General features: G+C 37.6%; 13 protein-coding genes. 7 read left to right on the forward strand and 6 right to left on the reverse strand.

Annotated elements, in window-relative coordinates:
- Positions 1-49: 49 nt before the first annotated feature.
- Positions 50-610, reverse strand: coding sequence for a YceD family protein (locus tag MJX77_RS01460; RefSeq protein WP_004794216.1), 561 nt, complete (start codon positions 608-610; stop codon positions 50-52).
- Positions 611-706: 96 nt separating this feature from the next.
- Here MJX77_RS01460 and MJX77_RS01465 point away from each other — a divergent pair, with 96 nt between their 5' ends.
- The 5 genes from MJX77_RS01465 to rluB all read left to right on the forward strand — a co-directional run bounded on the left by MJX77_RS01465 (position 707) and on the right by rluB (position 4647).
- A complete protein-coding gene (locus tag MJX77_RS01465) occupies positions 707-1369 on the forward strand; it encodes an elongation factor P hydroxylase (protein ID WP_252060397.1) in 663 nt (220 codons plus the stop codon).
- An 89-nt stretch (positions 1370-1458) separates the two neighbouring features.
- Positions 1459-2076, forward strand: a complete 618-nt coding sequence (locus MJX77_RS01470; protein WP_004794219.1) for an L-threonylcarbamoyladenylate synthase — start codon at positions 1459-1461, stop codon at positions 2074-2076.
- A 224-nt stretch (positions 2077-2300) separates the two neighbouring features.
- A complete protein-coding gene (locus MJX77_RS01475; RefSeq protein WP_034590956.1) occupies positions 2301-3092 on the forward strand; it encodes a segregation and condensation protein A in 792 nt (263 codons plus the stop codon).
- Positions 3089-3682, forward strand: coding sequence for an SMC-Scp complex subunit ScpB (gene scpB / locus MJX77_RS01480; RefSeq protein ID WP_004794223.1), 594 nt, complete (start codon positions 3089-3091; stop codon positions 3680-3682). Before MJX77_RS01475 ends, scpB begins: the two co-directional genes overlap by 4 nt.
- A 41-nt stretch (positions 3683-3723) precedes the next feature.
- Complete coding sequence (gene rluB, locus MJX77_RS01485; protein WP_004794225.1) at positions 3724-4647, forward strand: 23S rRNA pseudouridine(2605) synthase RluB; 924 nt, start codon at positions 3724-3726, stop codon at positions 4645-4647.
- Between the two features lie 59 nt (positions 4648-4706).
- On the opposite strand, the gene bioD is transcribed toward rluB, so the two are convergent.
- From bioD to MJX77_RS01510, 5 genes are all read right to left on the reverse strand, one after another.
- Positions 4707-5351 carry a dethiobiotin synthase gene (bioD, locus tag MJX77_RS01490; RefSeq protein ID WP_005303053.1) on the reverse strand — a complete coding sequence of 215 codons (645 nt, stop codon included), beginning with the start codon at positions 5349-5351 and terminating at the stop codon, positions 4707-4709.
- Positions 5352-6101 carry a malonyl-ACP O-methyltransferase BioC gene (gene bioC, locus MJX77_RS01495; RefSeq protein WP_252060398.1) on the reverse strand — a complete coding sequence of 250 codons (750 nt, stop codon included), beginning with the start codon at positions 6099-6101 and terminating at the stop codon, positions 5352-5354.
- A complete protein-coding gene (locus MJX77_RS01500) occupies positions 6098-7255 on the reverse strand; it encodes an 8-amino-7-oxononanoate synthase (RefSeq protein WP_252060399.1) in 1158 nt (385 codons plus the stop codon). The genes bioC and MJX77_RS01500 overlap by 4 nt, the downstream gene beginning before the upstream one ends.
- Before the next feature lies 1 nt (position 7256).
- The gene (bioA, locus tag MJX77_RS01505; protein ID WP_252060400.1) at positions 7257-8537 is read right to left on the reverse strand and encodes an adenosylmethionine--8-amino-7-oxononanoate transaminase; all 1281 of its coding nucleotides are present in this window, start codon (positions 8535-8537) and stop codon (positions 7257-7259) included.
- Between the two features lie 93 nt (positions 8538-8630).
- On the reverse strand, positions 8631-9362 hold the full coding sequence (locus tag MJX77_RS01510) for an alpha/beta fold hydrolase (protein ID WP_252060401.1): 732 nt from the start codon (positions 9360-9362) through the stop codon (positions 8631-8633).
- A gap of 356 nt (positions 9363-9718) precedes the next feature.
- On the opposite strand from MJX77_RS01510, the gene otsB reads away from it, so the two are divergent.
- Together otsB and MJX77_RS01520 are read left to right on the forward strand one after the other, a co-directional pair.
- Positions 9719-10570, forward strand: a complete 852-nt coding sequence (otsB, locus tag MJX77_RS01515) for a trehalose-phosphatase (RefSeq protein WP_252060402.1) — start codon at positions 9719-9721, stop codon at positions 10568-10570.
- A complete protein-coding gene (locus tag MJX77_RS01520; protein ID WP_213073478.1) occupies positions 10558-11991 on the forward strand; it encodes an alpha,alpha-trehalose-phosphate synthase (UDP-forming) in 1434 nt (477 codons plus the stop codon). The genes otsB and MJX77_RS01520 overlap by 13 nt, the downstream gene beginning before the upstream one ends.
- Positions 11992-12018 lie beyond the last annotated feature (27 nt).

Raw genomic sequence — 12018 nt, forward strand, 5'->3', positions numbered from 1 at the left:
AATGGATCAGAACAAATTCAGTTGTCTTATCTCACAATTATATCACAAATTATGAGTTAAGTTTACCCTTCAAACCTGCCAAAACATCAAACGGGTTATCCCGTTTTTCTTCAACAACATTTTGAATGGTAGGTTGATGTTTATTTTCACAAGCATCATGCTTGGGAGATAAAGGCATCAACAATAACAGTTCATCTTCTAGTAATGCGAGCAAGTTAATCGAGGCTGGCGTATCATAATCGCCTTTCGTCGAAGACTCACTTTCACCTAAAACGATGAAATCAGCATCCTCATCCAAGCGCTCTATCAGTGACTCATCATCCACTAATGCAATATGAAAGTCTAAGACAAGAGGCATTTCAACAGGTTCCAAACAACGTTGGCACTCCATTGGAACTATCGTGTCCATATGACCATCCATCCACACAATGCGATGATATGCATCCATTGATAGCTTACAGTCTATGTTGATCAATTGGTTATCAATTGATCCAACAGCTTCACGAGCGATACGAGCAAAGCGAGACAAGGGCAGTTGACCTGACCATGTAAAGCCTTGTTCAGCCCATTTAAACGGCTCAATCTGTGCCGGAAAGGTATTTGCTGACATAATTAAGGCGGCAATTCTACAAATTCATCGGTACTCTGTCAAAGATTAAGATACAATTTTGCACTTCTTTAGACAGAACTCGGGGTAAATTAAGCAATGCACCTGTTGCAGCCGCAACCTGAAGTTAACACTTCATTACTCGTTTGCACCCATTCAACTCATCAGAACACTCTTGTACCTGACATAGTGCAACTCTCACCATGGTCAAGCTCAAAATCGGAGTCTGAGCAAGTCGATTGGCTTATTTTACACTTTAATCACTGGTTTTCCCACCATAATGTGACATTAGTTCGTGGAGATTTTGAACCAGAATATTTCCCTGCAACAAATATAGAACCTGCCAAGATTCAATTTGCCCATGGTTTCTTTAATAGTGCCTTGCATGAAATTAGTCATTGGTCTATTGCAGGTGAAAAAAGACGTCTATTACCGGATCTAGGATATTGGTACGCTCCCGATGGCCGTACGCAAGAACAGCAAAGTCTATTTGAACAAGTCGAAGTTAAGCCTCAGGCAATTGAATGGTTGTTTGCACAGTCTTTTGGTAGAAAGTTTAGAGTCTCGCTTGATAACCTGACAGGTGATGGTGGAGATGGCAAAATATTTAAAGATAATGTCTATGCTCAAGTACAACGTTACTTTTCAGGTGAAGCCGAGTTGCCACGTGATGCAGCAGCATTTATTGGTTTTATTTGCCAATGTACACGTTCAGGCCTATCATTACAATTAAATGAATTTAAACGTGAACTCCTTGATTAATTGACAAAAAAACCACGTTAATTACTTGCATAGGTTATTTAAAAAGCCTAATAATTATTTTAACACTGGCGTGATGGAGTCTCTAAAATATGATGCATTTACATGTACATCCTGAAAATCCACAGCAACGCCTTATTAGCCAAGCGGTTGAACGCATTCGTGCCGGAGATGTTGTGGTTTATCCTACCGATGCAGCCTACGCAATTGGCTGCCAAATCGGTAATAAAAATGCCATGGAACGTATTGCGCAGATTCGCGGTTTAGGACCTAAACATCAATATGCCATTATGTGCTGTGACTTATCAGATATTGCAACGTATGCAAAAGTTGATAATGCGACATATCGTTTATTGAAAGCGAATACCCCTGCTATAACGACATTCATTTTACCTGCAACAAGTGAAGTTCCTCGTAGGTTAATGCATCCTAAAAAGAAAACGATTGGCTTACGTATTCCAAGTAATCCAATTTGTCAGGCTTTATTACAAGAGCTTGGTGAGCCCCTACTTACGAGTACATTAATTTTACCGGGCCAAGAAGACCCTCTAGATGATCCGTACGATATTGAAAATCAGCTAGATAAACGAATCGATGTATTTATTGATGGTGGTTTCGGTACTTTAACAAGCACAAGTATTGTCGACTTATCGGGTGAACATCCTGAAATTATCCGTCGTGGTATTGGCGATGTAAGTGCTTTTGAATAAGCACTTACAATTTTTACCAATAGTTTTAAAAAAAGTATTATCACTCAAAAAAATACTCTTTATTTATTTTGGATTTTTTTTACACTTTAGTCGTTAAGTAATTTATTAAAATGCACAATTCATTTAGAATGATTTTCACTATCTGCTGTTCTTCTGTTTACAGCTCTCTTTGACTTGAATAACAAGTCTCATGCTTTTGAAAATTCGCGTGGCTTATAATCGTAATGAATCAATCACTTCATCAATCCATGGAAGACGCTCCACACATCCGTGTTTTAGATGAGTGGCATGACAAGATTCCTGAAGATCTCTATATCCCTCCTGCTGCATTTGAGATTTTGCTCGAACAGTTTGAAGGTCCACTAGATTTTTTAATTTATCTGATTCAAAAAAACGGTTTTGATTTAATTCACGTCGATATTGCGCCTATAGCAACTCAATATTTAACTTATATGGATAGTATGAAATCCTTAAATATTGAGCTAACCGCTGATTATATGGTGATGGCCGCTTTATTGGCAGATTTAAAGTCTCGCCTACTTTTACCAAAGCCAACAATCATCAGTATTGAAAAAGACCCTAAACAAGAACTTATTGATCGACTTGAAACCTATCTACGTATCAAGCAAGCGGCTGAACGTTTGGGTCAAATGCCAATTCTTGAGCGTGATACATTCAGCGCAAATGTGAGCTTAGGTCATATTGCTCCTGTTTATGAAGGCTATGATATTTCAGCATTGCATGACGCATTGTTTTGTGTGTTTAACCGACCAGAACCTATTACGCATGTTGTAGCTCAAGAGCCTGTCTTACTAGAAGAACGCATTGCATATATTGAAGAGAAATTAGAGTCTGGTGACGTGTTAAGTTTTAAAGAATTACTCAATCCTCTGCAAGGTCGCATGGGAATGGTTGTTACATTTATGGCTGTTTTAGAGTTAACCCGACAACAGCGAATTAAAATTATTGCCTCAGGTATTGAAGCTCCGTTAGCAATTCAAGGATCTTCAATATGAGCTTTGAACAAAATAATACGGATTTGTCATTAGCTGACATTCACCACGAAGTCTTATTACAACTTGAAGCTATTATTTTTGCCAGTGAAGCGCCCGTTTCAATTGCCCGTTTAAAAGAAGCATTTAATAATCAATATAATAAACAACAGCTTCGTCAACTTTTACAACAGCTCGCGCTATTACAACACGGCCGATCTATTGAGTTGATTGAAACAGCGCAAGGGTTTCGCTTTCAGGTAAGATCTAAATATCGTAGTATTATTGCTCAAATTTGGCCAGAGCGACCAACAAAACTGTCGCCTTCATTACTAGAAACCCTGGCTGTCATTGCTTATCATCAACCGGTTACCCGCGCTGATATTGAACAAATTCGTGGTGTGTCTAATAATAGTCAGATTCTTAGAACACTATTTGACTGGAACTGGATTAAAGAAGCCGGTTTTAGAGATTTACCCGGAAGACCCGCGTTGCTAATTACAACGCCTCAGTTTCTGAATGCTTTTGGTCTAGCATCGCTAGGCCAATTGCCTCCCCTACAGAACGCCAAGGAAGCCTTTATGGCTCTCGATGCAAATGCACCGAAATCATAAAGAGGTGGACTGTTGATCATTATGTCTAAGGTTGTGCTGTCATGAGTGAAAAATTGCAAAAAGTATTAGCGCGAATCGGATTAGGTTCCCGCCGATATATGGAAGAGGTTATTGCCGCAGGACGCGTGAGTGTAAACGGTCGTGTTGCCCAAGTGGGTGAGCGCATTGAACCAGGCGATGAATTACGCATTGATGGCCGTAAAGTTCAGTTCCAAATTGAAGACGAAATTCGTCGCCGTGTATTGATTTACTATAAGCCAGAAGGCGAAATCTGTTCACGTAATGATCCTGAAAAACGCCCGACTGTATTTGATCATTTGCCACAAATTGCGAATGACCGCTGGGTAATGGTAGGTCGTCTAGATATTAACAGTACTGGTTTATTACTATTTACAAATGATGGTGAGCTTGCTAACCGCTTAATGCACCCATCAAATGAAGTTGAACGTGAATATGCTGTTCGAGTTATGGGTGAAGTAACACCTAAAATACGTCAAAACATGGTTAATGGCGTAGAACTTGAAGATGGCCCTGCTAAATTTGAATCTTTCTCAGAAATTGGCGGTGAAGGTATTAACCGTTGGTACCAAGTTGTGGTGAAAGAAGGTCGTAACCGTGAGGTTCGTCGTATTTTTGAATCACAAGAACTTAAAGTAAGCCGCTTATTGCGTACGCGCTACGGTACAGTTATTTTACCACGCGAATTACGTACTGGCCGCTGGATGGAACTCGATAAAACTGACATCGATAATCTAGCAAAATCTGTTGAGTTAAAACCACGTCAAGGTACAGGTTTATTTGGTATGGCAAAACGTCGTACTGACCGTATGACTGAAAAGCCAATGGCTGCTCGTCGTGGCGGTTACTTACGCCAACAACGTCGTGATGAAGAAAAAGAAGCTCCGGCTAACACGGGTAACCAACGTAAATCGACTGGTTTTAACCGTGGTTCAAAGAAATTCTAAGATTTAAAGATATAAAAAAAACCGCTCAAATCAGAGCGGTTTTTTTATATCTTTTTAATTTAATTCATTTTTTCTAGTTCAATCCATTCAGCTTCAGGGAAATGAACTGCTAAATAGTCTTTCAGATAATTTGAAGTATCTTGAGAAATTAATGGATCTTTTGATTCATCTTTTAAGTTATAAACCAAAGCTTTTAATTTAAGTCCACGAGACTTAAGTGCTTCAAGACTAAGTAAAGTATGATTAATACTTCCTAAACGGCCTGATGTTACTAAAATAACAGGGAACTGGTGCTGAGCAACATAATCAATGCTAAGCAGACTGGTAGTTAGTGGCACCATTAAGCCGCCCGCACCTTCTAACAATACAATTTCAAAACGCTCTGCTAATGTTTGCGTTGCATTTTCAATTTTTTGAAAATCAATTTCTCGGTTATCTAGGCGTGTTGCAAGATGAGGCGAAGCAGGATAGCTAAAAATTTCAGGCATGGTTAGCTTGTCATGATCTTCTTGAAACCAGCCCTGTCCCATAATTTCACGATGCTTTTCAATATCTTCAGAAATATCAGCATTACCCGTCTGAATGAGTTTTTGGGTAATCACTTTTTTACCCTGCTCAGTCCATAATTTTGCTAAAAAGCCTGTAGCGTAGGTTTTACCAATGTCGGTATCAATCCCACTCACAAAATAGATCTGGCCACTCATTTACTTCACTCTCCGGGCAATACAATAAATCGGATGATATGTGAGGGAATATCCATCAGCGTACTTAAACCGATCATAATCTTGATAAAACTGTTGTAAAGCTTGCTTAGTCCAACGGTGCTGAGCAGTTGCCGTTACACCTGTTGCTTTTAAATGCTGCAACACAGCTTTAGGCGAATCAAAATAGAGTTGAGTTTCCGACTCTGACAAATGCAAAATCTCAAAACTAGCCTGAGTTAAGGCACTATTCCAATTTTCAACTGACCAATAACTTAAGCCTTGGCCTGTCAGCTCTTTAATTTCCATTAAATTCTGAGAGCCGAATGTTGAGAAGCATAACCAGCCTTGATCAACTAAAGCCCCATTACAACGTTCGAGTAAACGCGGTAAATCCTGCATCCATTGCAAAGCAGAACCTGAAACAATCATATCGAGCTGCTGGGGAAACTCTAAAGTTTCAATGTCCCCAATTAACCATTTCAGATTTTCTTGATGATTGAAGTGCTGCTGCACATCTGCATACAGATCATTCAAAATTAATTTTTCAATCTGAAAAGATGCAGTAATAAGACGAGTCAAATTACCAGAACCACAACCGATTTCAAAAACACGTGACATCGTACTTGGGCAAAACTGCTTTAGTAAGCCCGCTAAATTTTGGCAAATTTGTTTTTGAACTATTGCATGCTCTGAATAGCTTTGCCCAGCTTTGGCAAAACGCTGGGCAATCAAGTTTTTATTCAAACTCACAGAAAACTCACCAATTCTTCAAGCTCATGTTGTTGCACCATTGACGTTAAAGAAATACGCAAACGTGCACTATTTTTAGGTACTGTTGGTGGGCGTACAGGCATGGCATAAAAGCCGCTTTCTTGAACGTGTTTTGCCTTATCGATCGCAGCCTGACTCTCTCCCACAATAATTGGAACAATATGACTAGTCGACGGGCTTACATAACCCTTTTGTACAACAGCTTGTTGAAGATATTGGCTAATATTTTTTAAGTGTTCACGCTGAGGTTGAGCAACCAATACTTTTTGGAATATAAAGTTTACCCAAGCTACAATAATAGGAGGTTGAGAGGTAGTAAAAATAAGCGGGCGCATTTTATTAATAAGATAGTCTTTAAGAATTGGATCGCAAATAATGTAACCACCAACTGCGGCTAATGCTTTACCGAAGGTACCAACTAGAAAATCAATTTCTTGAATGACATTATATTGTTCAGCACATCCTAAGCCTTGCTGACCACGAGCACCAATTGAGTGTGCTTCATCGACATATAGCATGGTTTTAGCAAAACGTTTTTTAAGCTGGACTAATGCAGCTAAATCCGTTTCATCACCATCCATACTAAAAATACTTTCTGTGACCACAATGATTCGTTCAATCTTGTCATCATCATGATACTTTTGCAGAAGTTGTTCTAAGTGCTGTAAATCATTATGTCGATAACGCACATATTGCGCACCAGATAAACGTATACCGTCAATCATGCTCGCATGGACTAACTTATCTGCCAAAATTAAAGTTTTACTATCAGCAACAGCTGGTAAAATACCAATATTCATGTGATAGCCACTATTAAATAGCAGAGCCGACCGGCCACCAAATGCATTACTTAGGCTATTTTCCAACTGTTCATATTCATCAAAATTACCCGTCAATAAACGGGCCGATGAAGAACTAAAATAGCTCCGCTCTAACGGCAAGCTATCTAAAAACTCTTGGCGAAGATTGAGATCAGCCGCCAGTCCAAGATAATCATTTGAAGCTAAGTTGAGCATTGTTTTATTTTGAATTGTAATAAAACGGCCATGCTGCACATTTTGGGTAAATTGTCTGAAATTACCTTGTTGTTTTAACTCATCTAACTCGTTAGCAAAATGATCAAGTAATGACATCTTAATGTGCTCCCTGCAACGTTATAACAACGTCAACCAATTGTTCAAGCAAATCACTTAGCTCTTGTTGAGTGATGACATACGGTGGCATCACATAAACCAGTTTGCCAAAAGGACGAATCCAGATTCCACGGTCTACAAATTGTTGCTGTAAAGTTTTCATATCGACATTAAAAGTAAGTTCTACTACACCAATTGCACCCAGCACTCGTACATCAGCAACATAATCAAGCTGACTTAAAGGCGTTAAATATTGGCTAAGCTGTTGCTCAATTCGCTTAATATTAGCTTGCCAATCTTGCTCAATTAATAATTGCGTACTTTTCAAGGCAACAGCACAAGCAAGCGGATTGGCCATAAAGGTTGGGCCGTGCATAAATACTCCAGCCTCACCACGACTAATCGTTTCTGCAACATGCTTTGTAGTTAAAGTCGCAGACAAAGTCATATAGCCGCCTGTTAACCCTTTACCTAGGCACATAATGTCGGGCTCAACTTGTGCATGTTCCCACGCAAAAAGCTTACCCGTACGGCCAAAGCCAGTCGCGATTTCATCAAAAATTAATAACAGATGATATTTCTCGCAAAGCGCTTTAGCCTGACGTAAATATTCAGGATGATAAAAACGCATGCCCCCTGCACCTTGAACAATTGGTTCGATAATGAGTGCAGCAAGGTTTTCATGATTTTGCTGAATAACCTGTTCTAGCTCGGCAATATCTTGACGATTCCAATCTTCATGAAATTTGGTCTGTGGTGCTGCTACAAAAAGGCGGTTTGGTAAGCTGGTACCAAAAATCTGATGCATACCTGTAACAGGATCACAAACAGACATCGCATTCCATGTATCACCGTGATAACCAGAACGTGTGGTAATAAAATTTGTTTTTTGTGGTTGGCCTTGTGCTGTCCAGAATTGCACAGCCATTTTCAAAGCAACTTCAACAGCAACCGACCCTGAATCTGCATAGAAAATTTTATCGAGACTTGGCGGTGTAATTTTTAAAAGAATTTTCCCAAGTTCAATCGCAGGATCATGGGTTAGCCCACCAAACATGATATGTGACATGTTCTGTAATTGATCTGTCACTGCCTGATTGAGTTCAGGATGGTTATAGCCGTGAATTGCACACCACCAAGACGACATACCATCAATTAAAGTTTTACCATCATCTAGTTCAATCGTTGCCCCATAGGCACGTTTCACTTTAAATGTGGGTAAAGGTTGGGTCATTGAAGTATAAGGATGCCAAATATGTTCTAAATCAAAATTATCGGTCATCCTATTTACCCTTTTACAGCATTCAAATCTTTCATTGAACACATGTTAAACCTGTTAAGAATGAAAGAAAATTGCGATATCAATCAAAGCTTATTAACTTTGCTGATGAATTGTTAAAAATTGGCAGATTTCTTCAATTGTTCTTTCGACCTGTAGGTAGGGAAAAGCATGTGTAGCATCTTTTAGTAGCTTATAACTCATGTTCTTTGTCGCTATATCTTTAAAATTTTCTATAATTTTGCAAGGAATGACATTATCTTGCTCGGCAAACAGATGAAGCTGTGGTCCCAGATAGTTTTTTACGTTACTTACCAGATTTAATTGTTCAAGCATTTGTAAACCTTCTAATAAAAGTTCATTTGAAGGCGGGCTTGCTATATTTTGTATGCTTATCCAATCTTTTTTAGCTTGAGATGAGCCAAATGTAATTAAATAATAAAAGCGCTTTAAAGTAGCTTGCGGGTTCTGTAAAAAAGACGCTTTAAATTGACTAAATACGTCAGTAGGCATTGCTGTTTGCCAATTGTCATTAGCAACGAAACAAGGGTTTGAAGCGAGTGTAATTAAAGTTTTAGTTTGCCCTGTTTGCCTGTAAAAAATATCAACCAGTTGAGTCGCTAACTGCCCACCTAAAGACCAACCGATTACCACATCAACTTCAGCCACTAAATCAAGCTGTGCTTGAAATTTACGATCTAAAACATTAAAAATATTAATAAGTTGAGTTTCAAAACCAGCTTTTTCTAAATGTACTTTTAGAGATTGCAAAGGTTCCACGCCTATTCCCCACCCCGTAATTAATAAAATTTTATTTTGTAACTTCATATGCCTGTCCAAAGCCAACTTTATCAGGATTATATAATATTATCGTTTTAAAATATCTTTTAAAATCAGCATAAAAATTGAATTTCAAAAAGCAAAATCAATGATTTATGAGTATTTAATATTCTGAAATATATTGATAAACAATACCTGCATTATTCATAGTAAATATACAAAACTTTAATTATCTAAACATTGAAGCCACTCAAAAAACAACATAATCCACACTTAGCCTATAAATCCATTATGCAATGTAATTAATGTTAATACTTATGTTTTTTTATTAAAAGAAATGACTCATCAATTCATTTTAATGTTAGAAGATTAATTATTGAACAAAATATATTGGGAAGGCTAATATGAACAGTCAAAGTACAATATCTGATGGGAGAGAAAAAAATACATATTTTGTTACACCAGATGATATTATAAAAACTTTATCTTTAGATAAAAATTACTGCTTATTTTTGGATATTGATGGGACGTTAGCACCCTTCCAAATTAATCCTGAGCAAAGTTTTATTCCAAACACTACATTAGAAACTATAAAAAAAATTATTAAATTAAATATACCCGTTATTGCTGTAACAGGTCGAGATGTAGACACAGCTTGCAAACTACTACCGTCTATTGAGATCCCTGTTGCTGGTTTGCATGGTTTAGATATTTATTTTAGCTCAGATCATTATATTCGACCAGATTTAAGTTCGATTAATTTTAAAAAATTAAAACAAGATATTATAAATTCTTGTGAGAAATATCCAAAATTATTAATTGAGGATAAAGGATATTCTATTGCTTTACATTACCGTAAAAATCCCAACTTAGAAAATGTTGCTATTAACATCATGCATCAGATTAATCCTGATTATCCGCAATTAAAAATAAATAGAGGAAAATTTGTTGTTGAATTAATTCCAAACCAAGCTGATAAAGGTAGAGCAATTGAAACTATATTAAATCATCTTGATTTACCTGCTGTGCTACCTATTTTTATAGGTGATGATTTAACAGATGAATCTGGTTTCACTTACATTAATCAGCAATCTGGCCTTAGTATTAAAGTAGGTCCGGGTGAAACACAAGCAAAATATAGATTAAAAGATATTGATAATGTCTTGGATTTTCTTCTTTTATTTCAAAACAGAATAAAAAGCTTATATGTCAAAAATAGCCAAAATCAGAATGGAGAAAAATTATGTCTAAATTAATTGTGTTATCAAACAGAATAAGTATGCCATCGGGTAAAGCTTCAGCAGGCGGTCTTGCTGTAGCTGTACAAGATGCACTAAATGATAGTAACGGCATCTGGTTAGGCTGGAATGGGCAGCAAATTACCGATAGCGAAGCGCCAGAATTTGCGCAGGCTTATTCTCAAGGAATTGACTACATTACCTGCCCTCTCACTCATCAGCAATATGCCCAATATTATTGTGGTTTCGCTAACAAAGTTTTGTGGCCAGCAATGCATCATAGAGATGATCTGATTGAATATGATGCAGAAGAATATAATACCTATCAAAAGGTTAATCGCTTATTTGCTCAAAAGCTAAAAGAGCTTGCTCAGCCTGAAGATCTTATTTGGGTGCACGATTACCACTTTTTTAGTGTTGCTCGTTATTGCCGTGAATTAGGCATGCAAAACAAAATTGGTTTCTTCTTACATATTCCTTTTGCCAGTCTGAATATCTGGCACAAAATTCCGGTAGCCCGTGAGTTAATTCAAGACTTGAGCCAATATGATGTTATTGGCTTACAAACTCAGATTGACCAAAATGCCTGCATGCAGACTTGCCTGAATTTACTCGAAGCTCAAAAAATTCAAAGCAACAGTATTAGCTATAAAAAACGTCAAATATTAATTAAATCATACCCAATTGGTGTTCAGCCTGAACTTATACAAAAACAAGCCCAGCAAGATTTGGCTACCTCTTCGGTGTTTAATTTTGAAGAAATACCACGTCAAAAGACAATTATTGGAGTTGATCGTATTGATTATTCAAAAGGTTTACTCGAAAGATTTAATGCATTTGCAACCTTTTTGGAAACCAGCCCTGAATATCATGGCCTAGTTCGACATCTTCAAGTGGCGATCCCTTCTCGTACCGATATTCCAGCTTATCAACGCTTATACCAACGTTTTAAAACCAAGCTGGAGTTAATTAACGAAGAGTTTGCGCATGAAGACTGGAGACCTGTAGATTGCTGCTATGACACGGTACAACATCATAATCTCATGCACATTTACCGCAATTCAGATATTTGCTGGATCAGTTCACTACGTGATGGGATGAATCTAGTAGCTAAAGAATATATTGCGGCTCAAGACCCAGAAAATCCAGGTGTGCTCATTTTATCTAAATATGCTGGTGCTGCTGAGCAAATGTCTCAAGCCTTGATTGTTGACCCACAAGATAGAGCGGCAATGATGGATGCTTTAAAAATGGCTTTAGAAATGTCTAAAGCTGAGCGTATTAATCGTTATCAACAATTGATAGAGGGATTAACATCATCTGATCTTACCCATTGGCGAAATAATTTCTTGGATGATTTAGAAAAGACGCCAACATTACTAATGAAGCCTCAGCGATTATTACAAGATAATTATCAATCTATTTATCAGGTTTTATAAATCTAAATAAAAGAACATCGAGAAATT

The sequence above is a fragment of the Acinetobacter sp. AHP123 genome (assembly GCF_023757925.1).
Classification (GTDB): Bacteria; Pseudomonadota; Gammaproteobacteria; order Pseudomonadales; family Moraxellaceae; genus Acinetobacter; species Acinetobacter oleivorans.